The organism is Serratia sp. ASV30, from assembly GCF_016428815.1.
Classification (GTDB): Bacteria; Pseudomonadota; Gammaproteobacteria; order Enterobacterales; family Enterobacteriaceae; genus Chania; species Chania fonticola_C.
Genome location: NZ_JAELTL010000004.1, coordinates 22,046 through 37,451, shown reverse-complemented (window position 1 = coordinate 37,451; position 15,406 = coordinate 22,046). Strand labels below are relative to the sequence as shown.

Here is a 15,406-nt window from a genome sequence, read left to right as displayed (position 1 = left end):
CAATGGAAGCAAACATTTCGGTTCCCAAGTATGAGCTGCGCGGTTTCAGCCTGTGGGGCTTTCGCAACATGGCGCAGTGTATGGATTTTCTGTTCGATGGTGGCAGGGTCAAGCAAGGCACCCTGGTGGCGATGAACGCCGAGAAAATCCTCAATGCGGAAACCGATCCGGCGCTGCATGCCCTGCTGGATGAGGCTGAGTACAAATATGCCGATGGCATCAGCATGGTGCGCTCCATCCGCCGCAAGTATCCTGGCGCTGAGGTGTCGCGCGTGGCCGGGGCCGATCTGTGGGAAGCCATGATGCAGCGCGCCGGGCAGGAAGGCACGCCGGTGTTTCTGGTTGGCGGCAAGCCTTCTGTGCTGGCAGAGACCGAGCAGAAGCTGCGCAGCCAGTGGAATGTGAATCTGGTAGGCAGTCAGGATGGCTACTTCAAGCCGGAACAGCGGGATGCCTTGTTTGCACGCATTAGAGCAAGCGGCGCGGCTATCGTGACCGTGGCAATGGGATCGCCCAAGCAGGAAATCCTGATGCGGGATTGCCGCAAGGTGCATCCACAGGCGTTGTATATGGGGGTTGGCGGCACCTATGACGTGTTTACCGGCCATGTGAAGCGCGCGCCCAAGGTGTGGCAGAATCTGGGCCTGGAGTGGCTCTACCGCCTGCTCAGCCAGCCGAGCCGTATTCGCCGCCAGCTTCGACTACTCAAGTTCGTCGGCTATTACTACACCGGCAAGATGTGATCCTTCGGCTGGAGCAGCCTCTCCGTTGCTCCAGCGTCTGTTTTGCTCAAATAATCTCCCTATCGGCCATAACGTGGTCAAAGCTATAACCTCGGTCAATCATTCCCTCGTCATTTATTCCATAAGGTTTTAATTCGCGGTTTGCTTATAGCGGCAAAATGCGAAACCATAGCGCCCGAAAATTTCCCCAGGCTGCAGCGGCACTTCCCCGCAATTAAATTGTGCGGATGACTCCTTAAGTTCCGTTTTGCCCGGCGGGGGATGAATTACACTCAACTTGTCTAAAACAATAATGACCGGCACCGATCGGCAGGCAAAACAGCATCAAAAATATGACTGAGGATGTATGGCAAGCAAAGAAAAACCACAAGGTTTACATCGCGGGTTAGAAGCGCGACATATAGAGCTGATCGCCCTGGGTGGCACGATCGGCGTGGGTCTGTTTATGGGGTCAGCCAGTACGTTGAAATGGGCCGGGCCTTCAGTGCTGCTGGCCTATATCATCGCTGGCCTGTTTGTGTTCTTCATTATGCGCTCAATGGGCGAGATGTTGTTCCTCGAGCCGGTGGCGGGCTCTTTTGCCGTCTATGCGCACAAATACATGAATCCCTTTTTCGGCTATCTCACCGCCTGGGGCTACTGGTTTATGTGGCTTGCCGTGGGGATATCGGAAATCACGGCTATCGGCGTCTATGTGCAGTTCTGGTTCCCAGAGATACCGCAGTGGCTGCCTGCGTTGATTGCGGTTGCTATGGTCGCGTTAGCCAACCTGGCGGCGGTGCGCCTGTACGGTGAGCTGGAGTTCTGGTTTGCCATGATCAAGGTCACCACCATTATCGTGATGATCCTGGTGGGCCTGGGGGTGATCTTCTTCGGCTTTGGTAACGGCGGGCAGCCGACGGGCTTTGCCAACCTGACGGCTCACGGTGGTTTCTTTGCCGGTGGCTGGAAAGGCTTCCTGTTTGCCCTGTGTATCGTGGTGGCTTCTTACCAGGGCGTTGAGCTGGTCGGCATTACCGCCGGGGAAGCCAAGAACCCGCAGGTAACGCTCAAACGGGCGATCAACAACATCCTGTGGCGCATCCTGATTTTCTATGTTGGTGCCATCTTCGTGATTGTCACCATCTTCCCGTGGAACGGTATCGGCACCGCTGGCAGCCCGTTTGTGCTGACCTTTGCCAAGATTGGTATTGTTGCCGCAGCCGGTATCATCAACTTTGTCGTGCTGACCGCCGCGCTCTCCGGCTGCAACAGCGGCATGTATAGCGGCGGCCGGATGCTCTATGCCCTGGCCAAGAACCGCCAACTGCCTGCGGCATTGACCAGGCTTTCTGCCAGCGGTGTGCCGGTCAACTGTATTGCCATTACCATTATCTGCCTGCTGGTGGGGTCTGCGCTGAACTACGTTATCCCCAATCCTCAACAGGTGTTCGTCTATGTCTATAGCGCCAGCGTGCTGCCGGGCATGATGCCGTGGTTCGTGGTGCTGATCAGCCAGATCTATTTCCGCCGTGCCCATAAAGAAGCGATGAAGACTCACAGCTTCAAGTCATTTATGTTCCCTTACATGAACTACCTGACCATCGCTTTCCTGATTTGTGTGCTGGTTGGTATGGGGATCAATCCGGATACGCGGATCTCGTTGGTGGTGGGGATGATTTTCCTGGCTGCGGTGAGCCTGTGCTACTTTGTATTCGGTATGCATAAAGTCCATCATCAGCCTGAAAAGCGGACAGAAAGTCAGCGCTAAGCTTAAGAAAAGGGCCTTGTCGGGCCCTTTCTGCTGCAAGAGTGAGCAAAGGGTCAGCGAACTCAACATTTCTGAGAAAAAGCACTAGACAGGATGGGCATAAAACCGTAGTATCCCCACCCGCAACGGCGCTACGCGCCCGTAGCTCAGCTGGATAGAGCGCTGCCCTCCGGAGGCAGAGGTCTCAGGTTCGAATCCTGTCGGGCGCGCCATTAATTTTGTGCGCAGGAGCTGCGGTGGTATGATTACCGCGTGAAGTAAGCAGTAGATAAAGTAGTTATGGTGGCTATAGCTCAGTTGGTAGAGCCCTGGATTGTGATTCCAGTTGTCGTGGGTTCGAGCCCCATTAGCCACCCCACTTTACCTAGGGTAAAGTAAAAGAATTGAAAGCTGTTTTGTGACAGTGCGAAGGTGGCGGAATTGGTAGACGCGCTAGCTTCAGGTGTTAGTGTTCTTACGGACGTGAGGGTTCAAGTCCCTCTCTTCGCACCACACACAAAATGTCTGATAAATTTAATATTTACATAGACATAGGCTGGAAAGTTCGGTAGTATCAGCAACAAGAAATCGGCGAGTAGCGCAGCTTGGTAGCGCAACTGGTTTGGGACCAGTGGGTCGGAGGTTCGAATCCTCTCTCGCCGACCAATTTCAAAGAAACCTGCTTTTTAAGCAGGTTTTTTTACGTCTGGAATTTGTGTAGCCCGTTCAGCGATGAGCGGGTTTTTTGCTTTTTATCCTGGCGGAAATGGTGGGTGTCCGATACCTGAGATATCGTGCTGGCCCCTCACCCTAACCCTCTCCCACAGGGAGAGGGGACCGATCGAGCTCGTTGATTTCTCTGCGTATTACCCGGACTTTCTTCTTACTGATAACTTTCCGAAGCGGTACGATCGAGTTCATTGATTCTCTGCGTAATACCCTGCCTTTCTCCTTCTTACATTACTCTCCGAAGCGGTACGATCGAGTTCGTTGATTCTCTGTGTAATACCTTGCCTTTCTCCTTCTTACATCACTTTCCGAAGTCGCACGAGCTAATCAAGGGCTCAGGGCAGCCCCCTCGCCCTTTGGGAGAGGGTTGGGGTGAGGGGAAACAGACGACTTTAGAGCCGGCCTTACAAGGGAATGATCAGAAGGAAGCAGAGATAAGCGCTGGAAAAATGGCAGGGTGCAAAATGGAGGATAAACAGCGCAACGACTTCTGGAGCATATCGGCATCATGCCATTCTTGCCCCAGATAACAGTCGTTTTATTTCAGGCAGGCGTTACGTCGGCAATCAGAGATTGATCGTGCCGAATGAGAAGTCTACGTTATTGAAAGCGGTGATGATTTTGTTGATCAGTTTCATAGTGGCAGTCCCCAGAGAGTCATTGATAGTGTGATTCATGTCACACAAATAGGCTACACTCGGCCGCCAAATCGATCAAGTATTTTGTGATGTATCTCACAAAAATATTAAACCGACGTTTTATTTTAGCGCGAGTCGTTTTATCGAGCGGCTTTATCTTGGCAAACCCTACGAAATTTCAACCTGTCTCCTTTTGTCCTTTATGGGTATGCCTGTTGTCGTCAGTTTGAGACATTTAACCTGATGATTTTAATCAATAAAAAAGACTTTTCATTAACCCGTCGTTTTAAGGCGACAGGATCCGTAGAGGGGCAAATCGCAGCGAACAGGAGGGAAAAATCAGAGGGTTAATAGAGATAACTTTAAATCGTTTAAATTCAAAATGATGAGTTAAATTTTTGCCGGTTGGCACTGAGAAATTAAAAGTTGGCACGCCAAGTGCAATATCTCTATCGTAGATGCTCATTCCACTTCTTATGTTCGCCTTAGGCCTCATAAACCCAGGAATGATGCAGAGCCGATTTTAGGGTGCCTATTGCCCACCTGAACGATGAAAGGGTTGCTTGCAACGGCTTCATCACACTCCGGGCAAAACGTTGAGTGAGGCACCACCCAGTTGTCCTAGACCTGATTGCTTCTTTTATACACTTGTCTCGCGGCAAGTGTTTTTTTTTGCCCCAAGGAAAGTTGCAGGCAAAAAAAAGGGCCCAGCACGGCATGCTGAGCCCTGACAAGCCAACCGGGGAAGTTACTCGCCGTTTTGCTTGAGCGTTAACATCAGCCCTTCACGGCGCATCTGTGTGGCTTCGTCGCTGCGGTGCAGCTTATCCAACGCATCTGCCAGCCAGGCGTAGTCATACGCATCTGGCCGCTGTTGCAGTGCCGCATGGAACGCATCACTGGCTTGCTGCCATTCACCGTGCTTCATCAGTAACTGACCCAGTGTGCTGTTAAGCAACGGCGTCGCACCATGCTGCTTGATCTGTTGGCGTAACGCTTTCTCCAACTGCTCCGGGTTGCCAGACTTGATACGTGGGATCAACAACACCAACCGCTCATCGTATTGGCGCTTCAGACTATCCAGCACAATGCTTTGTGCCAGTTCATGGTCATTACACTCAATAAGATGTTCCACCATCGCGACCTGTAGCGGGATTTCGTGGCGAATTTTACGGCTTTGATCTTTCCACCAGCGCTTCAACCCTTCACTGCCTTCATCGGCCATGGCCTGATTCATCAGGCCGATATAGGCCTGCTGCTGTAAAGCTTGTAGCTCTTCTTCGCTGTGCAGGTTGATTTTGCTCATCGAAGGCAGAATTTCCAGCAGTGAGGCATAAGCTCCGGTGCGCAGATAAGCCTGCTCCGCCAACCGCAGCACTTCCGGATGACGTGGTGCCTGGTTCAGCAAGCGATCGACGCCGTGCCGTGCCGCATGGGCTTCACCCTGCGCCAACTGAATACGCACGCGGGTAATGTCTACCGGCAACTGATCGGTATCGGCAGCTTCGGCGGCACGCTCCAGATACTGGTTGGTGCGGAAGCCATCGCCACGTTGCTGTGCAGCTTCCGCTGCCAGCAGGTAGTTCACCACCGGTTGCTCGGCATGATCGGCATTGCGGGTCAGCAGTTTCTCTACCTGCTTGTAATCCCCTTCCGCCAGTTTGATCAGCGCCTCTTTGGTTTGCTTACGGGCGCGGCTACGTTTGCGGCCAAGGAACCAGCCACGGGTGCGCGCGCCAGTGCGGAAGACGCGGCGCAGGATCCATTCGATGACAAACAGCACCAGGAACAGCAGTACTGCCATAATCACCAGACCGGTCACGCTGGTTTCGACGTTGTAATTGTCGGTCTGGATCAGCACATAGCCTTGGTGCCCGGCCAGCATCGGCCCCAGCACCAGGCTGGCAATCAGCACCAGAAACAGGAATAACACGCGTAACATGGCTTATCCCTCCTGGTGAGTGGCAGGGGCCTGGGCCAACAGATTACGTACCCGGGTCTGCATCAGTTTTTCCAGCATCGGCTGGCTTTTCAGCTGGCCCGGTACGTCCATGGAGATCGATTGCTGGCTCAGGTTGTCCAACTCTTCCAGGAATGCCTTGGTAGCCGGATCGGTGGTATCGAAGTAGGCGCGTACCCAGGTCGATACCGTTTCCAGCGACTGTTTATACACTTCGTTCTGATGACGAGGGATCGCCTGTGCGGCAACCAGCAGGCGCGAACGGATATTCTCACGCAGATAGACATCCTGATTCGGCGCCAGCAGCGGTTCGGCACTGCTATCGCGACGGCGGACGGTAATAAAGTCCGCCATAAAGTTGTGCCAGCTCTTGGTCAGGTTTTGACGCCATTCGCTCAACGAACTGGACAGCTCGCCGTCGTCTTCATCCATTGGCCGTTCGTCACGGTTGTTATCCGCCAGACGCAGGTCGTCGACCTGGTTGGACAGTTGGTTGACCTTCAGGATGATGCCGTCAAAATCGATCTGCGCCACGGCGGAAAGGGTGCCGACATCTTCGGTGATGGCGCGGCGAATATCGATCAGGCTCGGATCGTTCATCTCTGCCAGGCTGGCGTCGGCGCTTTTCAGCAGCGCAGCCGCGGTGGTGACATCCTGATCGCTCCACAGCTTGCGGCCTGCCATTTTCACCAGAAAGTCCGCCTGTGCCAGCAGCCAGGTTTTGGCATCGCTGCCGGAAATGGTGGCAACCTTATCTTGCAGTTCATTGAGCTGACGCACCAGCGAGGTTTGCTCGCGATCGGTGGCCTCCAGCGTTTTCCCCTGCTGTTGCAGCAAGCCTTCCAGCGCGCTCTTTTCCTGCTGCTGGCTCTGCTTAAGCTCTGCCAACTGTTGCTGCAAGGCCTGGTTGGCGGCGATCAATGTCTGCGCCTGCTGGTGCGTGTGATAATAGCCGCCAGCACCCAGAGCGATGACCAGCACGATGGCAATCGCACCCAATACCGGGCCGGTGTTCTTACCTTTCCGGTGGTCAGCGGCTGGCTGCTGGGGGCTCTCAACCGCTGGGTTTGATTCTTCAACCGCGGCGGATGGAGTGTTTTGTTCCGTCATAGTGGCACATCCCATAGTCAGGTTATTGTAGCGCGCGGATCAGCGCGTCATTATCTGCGTTTTCAGCTACCCGAATCGTGCTCCAACCCAGCTCCTGGGCAAGGGTAGCAAGACGTTCACTGACGACTATCAGGCGGCAACGTAACAGCCACGAAGAGCGATAGTAATCAGGAACTAAAGTATAGAGCTGTTGTAACATTTCGCCGCTGGTCACTACCAGCGTATTGATACCGGCACGTTGCCAGTGGGCGCTTTGCTCACTGCCATCATAGTGCACCGGGCTGCGTTGATAACATTCATAATAGCTTACCACTGCACCCCGCTCAGCCAGCGTCTCGCCTAGCAGTTCGCGGCCGCCGTTGCCCCGCATGATCAACGCCCGTTTACCGGTGAGCTGTTGCAACGCGGGCAGCAACAACAGCATTTCGCTGATTTCACGTTCACGCGGATAGTCTACCGGCAGGCTGCTGATGCGATGCATTGCCAGTGCGGTGGTGCGGCCAATAGCATAATAGGACAACTGGCCAGGCCATTGAAGCCCGGCCCGATTGATGACCGAACTGGCATAGCTGACGGCGTGCTGCGATAGGGCAAACACCAAATCGCCCGCCTGCAACTCTGCCAGCCTCTGAGGTAAGCGGACAAGATCGTTACCGGGGGCGAAGTCGATCAGCGGCGCGTGAAAGGCAACCCGGCCAAGTGCGCGCAGGCGGCTCACCAGTTGTTCCCCGGCGGGAGAAGGGCGGGTTACCAGAATAGTCATGCAGGAGGATTTCCCTGATAAACGTCATGCAGGATCTCACGGGCACCGGCAGCCAACAGTTCTTCAGCCAGTTCTACACCCATTTGCTCAGCCTGTGCCGACGGGCCACGGCGTTCACCGCAGACCATCTGACTGCCATCAGGGGCACCGACCAGCGCACGTAACCACAGTTCATCGCCTGTCAGCTCGGCATAGCTGCCGATGGGAACCTGGCAGCCCCCTTCCAGCCGGGTGTTCATCGCCCGTTCGGCGCGGACACGGATTTCGGTTTCGCGATGGTTGAGAGGGGCCAGCAAAGCGCGGGTGACGTCATCGTCAAGGCGGCATTCGATACCGACCGCACCCTGGCCGACCGCAGGCAAGGATTCTTCCGCGCTCAGCGGGCAGCGGATACGCTGTTCCAGGCCCAGACGTTTTAACCCGGCCACGGCCAGAATAATGGCGTCGTAATCGCCGTTATCCAGCTTACCCAACCTTGTGCCGACGTTGCCCCGTAGATCGCGCACGATCAGATCCGGGCGACGGCGACGCAGCTGGCATTGACGGCGCAGGCTGGAGGTACCTACCACGCTGCCTAGCGGCAGTTGATCGAGCGAGGCAAAGTTATTGGAGACGAAAGCGTCACGCGGGTCGTCACGTTCACAGATGGTGACCAGCCCCAAGCCGGCGGGGAAGTCGACGGGGACGTCTTTCATTGAGTGCACGGCAATGTCTGCCCGGCCTTCCAGCAGAGCCAGCTCAAGTTCTTTGACGAACAGGCCCTTACCGCCAACCTTGGCCAGCGGCGTATCCAGAATGATGTCGCCGCGCGTGACCATAGGCACCAGTTCCACCTGCAGGCCCGGATGGCTAGCCATCAGACGCTGCTGAACATAGTGTGCTTGCCATAGGGCAAGTGGGCTCTGACGGGTGGCAATTCGAATAATTTTGTCTAACATGCTGGTTACCGTTTTTATAATTCGCCGTCCATCCTACCACTGAGGATCAAAACTGTCAGTGCAAGAAGCCACAGGCGGAGAAAGGACAACGGAATCAAAGGGGCGTGAGGGGAAGTTGGCGGCAGTTCACACTGCGGGTAAATCATTTATAGAAGCGCTAGGATAAGTGTGTCGCTTTACCTCCTTTACGGTCAATCAGCAAGGTGTTAGATTGATCACGTTTCCAGCAATAAGTCGTCAAAAATTCTTCTAAACTAAAGACGCAGCGGGAATACGGGTTTTTTTCAAGCATCGGGATAATCAGGCGAGACGTCTTGTACCTCTACATCGAGACACTGAAACAAAGACTGGATGCGATCAACCAACTACGTGTCGATCGTGCCCTGGCGGCCATGAAGCCCGCGTTCCAACGGGTCTACAGTCTGCTGCCTACCTTATTGCACCACCATCACCCACTGATGCCGGGCTACCTCAACGGTAACGTTCCCCATGGCATCTGTATCTACACGCCTGATGAAACCCAACAAGCTTATCTCAATGATCTAGAAGACAAATGGGGCAGCCCGTTTGAAAAAATGGCCACGGGCGAACTGCCGATTACGGCGCTTTATTCCATGGGCAGCACCTCCTCGATCGGCCAGAGCTGCACCTCGGATCTGGATATCTGGGTCTGCCACCAATCCTGGCTAGACAATGAAGAACGCAGCCGCCTGCAGCAAAAATGCAGCCTGCTGGAGAAATGGGCGGCCTCGATGGGGGTGGAAGTCAGCTTCTTCCTGATCGACGAAAACCGCTTCCGCCACAACGAAAGCGGCAGCCTGGGCGGTGAAGACTGCGGCTCAACCCAACATATTCTGTTGCTCGATGAGTTCTACCGCACGGCCGTACGCCTGGCAGGGAAACGTATCCTGTGGAACATGGTGCCGGGCGAAGAGGAAGCGCATTACGATGAATATGTGCTTTCGCTCTATTCCCAGGGGGTATTAACCCCGAATGAGTGGCTGGATCTTGGCGGATTGAGCACGCTCTCTGCGGAAGAGTACTTCGGTGCCAGCCTGTGGCAGCTGTATAAGAGCATCGATTCGCCCTACAAGGCGGTGCTGAAAACCCTGCTGCTCGAAGCCTATTCATGGGAATACCCGAAAACGCAGTTGCTGGCGATGGGGATCAAGCATCGTCTGCACCAGGGGGAGATCGTCTGCTTCGGCCTCGATGCCTATTGCATGATGCTGGAGCGCGTCACCCACTACCTGACTGAAATCAACGACACCACCCGCCTTGACCTGGTTCGCCGCTGCTTCTATCTGAAGGTCTGCGAGAAGCTGTCGCAATCCAACAACGCCACTATCGGTTGGCGGCGGGAAATCCTCAGCCAACTGGTCAGTGAGTGGGGCTGGGACGAAGAGCGGTTGGAGATCCTCGATAACCGGGCTAACTGGAAGATCGAACGGGTGCGCGAAGCCCATAACGAACTGCTGGATGCGATGATGCAAAGCTATCGCAACCTGATCCGTTTCGCTCGCCGCAACAATCTCAGCGTCAGTGCCAGCCCACAGGATATCGGAGTGTTGACCCGTAAACTGTACGCGGCCTTTGAGGCACTGCCGGGTAAGGTGACGCTGGTGAACCCGCAAATTTCGCCAGACCTGTCAGAAAACGACCTGACCTTTATTCACGTGCCGATTGGCCGTGCCAACCGCACCGGCTGGTACCTGTATAATCAGGCACCGGAGATGAGTTCGATCGTCAGCCATCAGCCGCTGGAATATAACCGCTATCTCAACAAGTTGGTGGCCTGGGCTTACTTCAACGGCCTGCTCACCTCACGCACCCGCTTGCATATCAAGAGCGGCAATATCTGCGACACCGCCAAACTGCAGGAACTGGTTACCGACGTGTCGCACCATTTCCCGCTGCGCTTGGCCGCTCCGACGCCGAAAGCGCTCTACAGCCCGTGCGAAATCCGCCATCTGGCGATTATCGTCAACCTGGAAAACGACCCGACGGCGGCCTTCCGTAATCAGGTGGTGCATTTCGATTTCCGCAAGCTGGACGTGTTCAGCTTTGGCCAACAGCAGCAATGCCTGGTTGGCAGTATCGATCTGCTGTACCGCAACTCATGGAACGAAGTGCGTACCCTGCATTTCAGCGGTGAGCAGTCGGTGCTTGAAGCGTTGAAGACCATTCTGGGCAAGATGCATCAGGATGCTGCACCGCCGGAATCGGTGGAGGTATTCTGCTATAGCCAGCACCTGCGTGGCCTGATCCGTACCCGCATTCAACAGCTGGTTTCCGAATGCATCGAGCTGCGTCTTTCCAGCACTCGCCTGGAGCCGGGCCGGTTTAAAGCGGTGCGTGTGGCCGGGCAAACCTGGGGCCTGTTCTTCGAACGCCTGAGCGTGTCGGTGCAGAAGCTGGAAAACGCCGTGGAGTTCTATGGGGCTATCTCCAACAACAAACTGCATGGTCTGTCGATCAAGGTAGAAACCGATCAGGTGCATTTGCCACCGGTAGTCGATGGTTTTGCCAGTGAGGGGATTATCCAGTTCTTCTTTGAAGACACCACGGATGATAAAGGCTTCAACATTTACATTCTGGATGAGTCGAACCGGGTTGAGGTGTATCACCATTGTGAAGGGAGCAAAGAGGAGTTGGTGCGCGATGTCAGCCGCTTCTATTCCTCCTCACACGATCGCTTTACCTACGGCTCCAGCTTTATCAACTTCAACCTGCCGCAGTTCTATCAGATAGTCCATCTCGATGGGCGCATCCAGGTGATCCCATTCCGCAGCAATGCGCTGTCGAACCTGTGTATCACGGTCGCCGACGGCAATGCCGCACAGCCTCTGAAGCAACAGTTCCAGCTGCATTAATGCTCGAGGGCGCAGTCGCTTGCGCCCCTCAGCAGAACTCAACTGAAGCTGACCGTCTCGCCGGACTGTGTGCTGGCCGCTTCACTCAGTAACTCATAAAATTCCCGGCCGCTGCGATCGCAATGCCAGCTCTCGTCACGATAGTTAAAGTGATAGCCTCCGGCCTTGGTGGCAAGCCACACCTGGTGCAACGGCTCCTGACGGTTGATCACAATCTTGCTGCCGTTTTCGAAGCTTAGCGTCATCACCCCGCCGTTGGTTTCGTAGTCGATATCCGCATCACCATCAAAATCGTCCAGGGTCTGTTCAATATTCAGCATCAGTTGGTCGGCCAACTGGTGAAACTCACTATCGTTCATATTCGATTCCTATTGCTTTTCATGATCCACCTGCGATTATAGTGAGCTTGGACGCATGAATTACAGGCATTAATGCAAATGAAAAAACAACTACGCTATGCGCTGATGGCCGTTTTGCTGGCCGGGCTCTCTGGCTGTGGCCTGAAGGGCCCGCTGTATTTTCCACCGAAGGACAAACCGGCAGAGCAACCGGTAACCAGTGCAGGTACCGTTAGCAAAAACCAACAAGAACCCGCTGGCACTCAGCAGCAACCGTCGATGATCAATCAGTAATGAGCCTTTAGGGTGGTTGATGCCACCATAAGTATCAGACGGTACGTCGTCCAGATAGCGGAGTATGATATGCAGTTCTCCAAAATGCACGGTTTAGGCAACGACTTTATGGTGGTCGATGCGGTTACACAGAACGTCTACTTTTCACCTGAGCTGATCCGCCGTCTGGCCGACCGGCATCTGGGCGTGGGTTTTGACCAGATGCTGGTGGTAGAACCGCCGTACGATCCTGAACTCGATTTCCATTACCGCATTTTCAATGCTGACGGCAGTGAAGTGGCCCAGTGCGGTAACGGCGCCCGCTGCTTTGCCCGCTTTGTGCGCTTGAAAGGCTTGACCAACAAGCGTGATATCCGCGTCAGCACCCAGACCGGGCGCATGATCCTGAGCGTCACCGATGATGACCTGGTGTGCGTCAATATGGGCGAGCCGAATTTCGATCCGCAGATTGTGCCGTTTCGCGCCACCAAAGCGGAAAAGACCTACATTATGCGCGCGGCGGAACATACGGTGCTGTGCGGCGTAGTCTCAATGGGTAACCCACACTGTGTGTTGCAGGTGGACGACGTGAAAACTGCCAAGGTGGAGCTGTTGGGACCGGTGCTGGAAGGACACGATCGCTTCCCGGAACGTGCCAACATCGGCTTTATGCAGGTGGTGAGCCGTGAGCACATCAAACTGCGGGTTTATGAGCGTGGTGCCGGTGAAACTCAGGCCTGTGGCAGTGGTGCCTGTGCCGCCGTGGCGGTGGGCATTCAGCAAGAGCTGCTGGCGGAAGAGGTGCATGTCGAACTGCCCGGCGGTAGCCTGCATATCCGCTGGAAAGGGCCAGGAGAGCCGTTATTTATGACCGGCCCGGCCACCCATGTTTATGACGGATTTATTCACTTATGAAGCAGGTTGACGATCGGATAGCCACGGGCGTTGAGCTTGATGATGACTCGGTGATGCAATTTCTGATGCAGAATCCGGACTTCTTTATGCGCAATGCGCGGCTGGTTGAACAGATGCGAGTGCCTCACCCGGTGCGGGGCACGGTATCGTTGGTGGAGTGGCATCTGGCGCGCCAGCGCAACCAAATCACCCAGTTGGAAGAAGAGATCACCTTGCTGATGGAGCAGGCCAGCGCTAACGAATCGCTGTTTGGCAGCCTGCTGCATCTACAGGCCGACCTGGCCACCGCCAGCAGCCTGCAGGATATGCTCAACCGCTTACAGCGTTGGGCGCGCGGGTTTGGGTTGGCGGGGGCGAATATCCGCCTGTTTGCCGATCGCTGGAATATTGGCGCACCGTCGGACTTCACCCATCTTGGCCTGGCGCGCTCGGCGTTTGAGCCGCTGCGAATTCAACGCCTGGGGGATCGCTATCACTACCTCGGCAACCTTAATGGCCCCGAACTGCTGCTGCTCTTGCCGCAGGCCAAACAGGTTGGCTCCGTGGCGCTGTCGTTGTTGGGGGAGCAGGGCGATCTCGGCATGGTGATCTTCAGCAGCCGCGATACTCAACATTATCAACAGGGGATGGGCACCGTGATGCTCGGCCAACTGGCGCGTATGTTGCCAAAACTGTTGGAACGCTGGATAGAACGCGCATGACCAGCGTAGCGGCCAACCTGCAACCGCCGGTGGACGCTTTCCTGCGTTATTTAAAGGTGGAGCGGCAACTCAGCCCACTGACTCAGATCAGCTATTCGCGCCAGCTGCAGGCATTGATCGCCATGGCAGGCGAACTGGGCATCAGTGAATGGCCGATGCTGGATGCCGCCAGAGTGCGTCAGTTGGCAGCCCGGAGTAAGCGCGCCGGGTTACAGTCTTCCAGCCTGGCGCTGCGCCTTTCTGCATTACGCAGTTTTCTGGACTGGCTGGTCGGCCAGGGCGTGATAAGCGCCAACCCTGCCAAAGGCATCCGCACACCGCGCAGTGGCCGTCATTTGCCGAAGAATATCGACGTCGATGAAATGAACCAGCTGCTGAACATCGATCTTAACGATCCGCTGGCAGTTCGCGATCGCGCAATGCTGGAAGTGATGTACGGGGCCGGGCTGCGTCTGGCCGAACTGGTGGGGCTGGATTGCCGCCATGTCGATCTGGGCGGCGGTGAGATCTGGGTGCTGGGGAAAGGCAGCAAAGAACGTAAATTGCCGATAGGCCGTACGGCGGTCACCTGGCTGGAACACTGGCTGGCGCTGCGCGATCTGTTCGCGCCGCAGGATGATGCCATGTTCCTCTCCAATCAGGGCAAGCGCATCTCGGCGCGCAACGTACAGAAACGTTTTGCCGAGTGGGGCGTCAAGCAGGGCGTCAACAGCCATATCCATCCGCACAAACTGCGCCACTCCTTTGCCACCCATATGCTGGAATCGAGCGGCGATCTGCGCGCGGTGCAGGAGTTGCTGGGGCACGCCAACCTGACCACCACGCAAATTTATACCCACCTCGACTTTCAACATCTGGCGAACGTGTACGATGCCGCGCATCCACGCGCCAAACGAGGGAAATCCTGATGCACTTTTACCGTCCGTTACGCCCGCTGGCCGCGCTGACTTTCGATCTGGACGATACGCTGTATGACAACCGTCCGGTGATCAAGCAGACCGAGCATGAGTCGGTGGCCTTTTTGCAGAACTACCATCCGGGATTGAGCCACTTCCAGTCGGCGGACTTCCACCGTTTGCGGCAGGAACTGCGTGAACAGGATCCGGAGATTTACCACGACGTTACCCAATGGCGCTGGCGGGCGGTCCACCTGGCGTTGAGCCGTCAGGGGCTGCGCGATGCTGAAGCGTCCATCGGTGCGGATGCCGCCATGCAGAACTTTGCCCTGTGGCGTAGCCGGATCGATGTGCCGGAAGCCACTCACGCTACCTTGCGGGCGCTGGGGCAACGTTATCCGCTGGTGGCGATCACCAATGGCAATGCCGATCCGGCCCAGTGCGGCTTGGAGCAATACTTCCAGTTTGTCCTGCGCTCCGGGCCAGATGGCCGCGCCAAGCCGTATCAGGATATGTATCAACTGGCGGTCGAAAGGTTGGGCGTGGCGCCGGAACAAATCCTGCACGTCGGGGATGACCTGACCACCGACGTTGCCGGGGCGCTGCGTTCGGGCTTGCAGGCCTGCTGGATCAACGACCGTCAGCGCAGCCTGATGCAGGTGGCTGACAGCCGTCTGCTACCACATATTGAGATTTCGCAGTTGGCATCGCTGACAGCATTGTTATAATCCCAGCAGAACTCTGTATAAATTCCCAGTGGAAAGTGCGTGGAAGCGGGCTTTCCCTTTACCAATCAATGG

13 protein-coding genes and 4 tRNA genes are annotated in these 15,406 nt (G+C 55.5%); 12 read left to right on the top strand and 5 right to left on the bottom strand.

What is annotated here, in order from left to right; genetic code table 11:
- Positions 1 to 2 precede the first annotated feature (2 nt).
- The 6 genes from wecG to JHD74_RS02415 all read left to right on the top strand — a co-directional run bounded on the left by wecG (position 3) and on the right by JHD74_RS02415 (position 3,138).
- Positions 3 to 743, top strand: coding sequence for a lipopolysaccharide N-acetylmannosaminouronosyltransferase (gene wecG / locus JHD74_RS02440; RefSeq protein ID WP_024527810.1), 741 nt, complete (start codon positions 3 to 5; stop codon positions 741 to 743).
- Positions 744 to 1,089: 346 nt separating this feature from the next.
- Complete coding sequence (locus tag JHD74_RS02435; protein WP_024527811.1) at positions 1,090 to 2,493, top strand: amino acid permease; 1,404 nt, start codon at positions 1,090 to 1,092, stop codon at positions 2,491 to 2,493.
- Between the two features lie 135 nt (positions 2,494 to 2,628).
- Positions 2,629 to 2,705: transfer RNA gene (locus JHD74_RS02430), tRNA-Arg, on the top strand.
- A 70-nt stretch (positions 2,706 to 2,775) separates the two neighbouring features.
- A tRNA-His gene (locus tag JHD74_RS02425) sits at positions 2,776 to 2,851 on the top strand.
- 47 nt (positions 2,852 to 2,898) lie between these two features.
- Positions 2,899 to 2,985, top strand: a tRNA-Leu gene (locus JHD74_RS02420).
- Between the two features lie 76 nt (positions 2,986 to 3,061).
- Positions 3,062 to 3,138: transfer RNA gene (locus JHD74_RS02415), tRNA-Pro, on the top strand.
- Positions 3,139 to 4,587: 1,449 nt separating this feature from the next.
- Here JHD74_RS02415 and hemY read toward each other — a convergent pair.
- From hemY to hemC, 4 genes are read right to left on the bottom strand one after another with little or no spacing between them, the layout of a single operon-like run.
- Complete coding sequence (gene hemY, locus JHD74_RS02410; protein ID WP_199061528.1) at positions 4,588 to 5,781, bottom strand: protoheme IX biogenesis protein HemY; 1,194 nt, start codon at positions 5,779 to 5,781, stop codon at positions 4,588 to 4,590.
- A 3-nt stretch (positions 5,782 to 5,784) separates the two neighbouring features.
- Positions 5,785 to 6,909 carry a uroporphyrinogen-III C-methyltransferase gene (gene hemX, locus JHD74_RS02405; RefSeq protein ID WP_024529530.1) on the bottom strand — a complete coding sequence of 375 codons (1,125 nt, stop codon included), beginning with the start codon at positions 6,907 to 6,909 and terminating at the stop codon, positions 5,785 to 5,787.
- A 22-nt stretch (positions 6,910 to 6,931) separates the two neighbouring features.
- Complete coding sequence (gene hemD, locus JHD74_RS02400; RefSeq protein WP_199061526.1) at positions 6,932 to 7,672, bottom strand: uroporphyrinogen-III synthase; 741 nt, start codon at positions 7,670 to 7,672, stop codon at positions 6,932 to 6,934.
- A complete protein-coding gene (hemC, locus tag JHD74_RS02395) occupies positions 7,669 to 8,610 on the bottom strand; it encodes a hydroxymethylbilane synthase (protein WP_161712661.1) in 942 nt (313 codons plus the stop codon). The genes hemD and hemC overlap by 4 nt, the downstream gene beginning before the upstream one ends.
- A 314-nt stretch (positions 8,611 to 8,924) precedes the next feature.
- Between hemC and JHD74_RS02390 the strand changes: the two genes are divergently transcribed.
- Complete coding sequence (locus tag JHD74_RS02390) at positions 8,925 to 11,483, top strand: class I adenylate cyclase (protein WP_199061524.1); 2,559 nt, start codon at positions 8,925 to 8,927, stop codon at positions 11,481 to 11,483.
- A 38-nt stretch (positions 11,484 to 11,521) separates the two neighbouring features.
- Here the strand turns inward: JHD74_RS02390 and cyaY are convergent, their stop codons facing one another.
- Positions 11,522 to 11,842, bottom strand: a complete 321-nt coding sequence (gene cyaY, locus JHD74_RS02385) for an iron donor protein CyaY (RefSeq protein WP_173410001.1) — start codon at positions 11,840 to 11,842, stop codon at positions 11,522 to 11,524.
- Between the two features lie 78 nt (positions 11,843 to 11,920).
- On the opposite strand from cyaY, the gene JHD74_RS02380 reads away from it, so the two are divergent.
- The 5 genes from JHD74_RS02380 to yigB all read left to right on the top strand — a co-directional run bounded on the left by JHD74_RS02380 (position 11,921) and on the right by yigB (position 15,334).
- Positions 11,921 to 12,115 (top strand): lipoprotein, encoded by a 195-nt coding sequence (locus JHD74_RS02380; protein ID WP_282440812.1) that lies wholly within the window; start codon positions 11,921 to 11,923, stop codon positions 12,113 to 12,115.
- A gap of 69 nt (positions 12,116 to 12,184) precedes the next feature.
- Positions 12,185 to 13,009 carry a diaminopimelate epimerase gene (dapF, locus tag JHD74_RS02375; RefSeq protein WP_021181537.1) on the top strand — a complete coding sequence of 275 codons (825 nt, stop codon included), beginning with the start codon at positions 12,185 to 12,187 and terminating at the stop codon, positions 13,007 to 13,009.
- On the top strand, positions 13,006 to 13,710 hold the full coding sequence (locus JHD74_RS02370) for a DUF484 domain-containing protein (RefSeq protein ID WP_024529535.1): 705 nt from the start codon (positions 13,006 to 13,008) through the stop codon (positions 13,708 to 13,710). Before dapF ends, JHD74_RS02370 begins: the two co-directional genes overlap by 4 nt.
- Positions 13,707 to 14,618 carry a tyrosine recombinase XerC gene (gene xerC, locus JHD74_RS02365; RefSeq protein ID WP_024529536.1) on the top strand — a complete coding sequence of 304 codons (912 nt, stop codon included), beginning with the start codon at positions 13,707 to 13,709 and terminating at the stop codon, positions 14,616 to 14,618. Before JHD74_RS02370 ends, xerC begins: the two co-directional genes overlap by 4 nt.
- Complete coding sequence (yigB, locus tag JHD74_RS02360) at positions 14,618 to 15,334, top strand: 5-amino-6-(5-phospho-D-ribitylamino)uracil phosphatase YigB (RefSeq protein ID WP_021807765.1); 717 nt, start codon at positions 14,618 to 14,620, stop codon at positions 15,332 to 15,334. The genes xerC and yigB overlap by 1 nt, the downstream gene beginning before the upstream one ends.
- Positions 15,335 to 15,406: the final 72 nt, after the last annotated feature.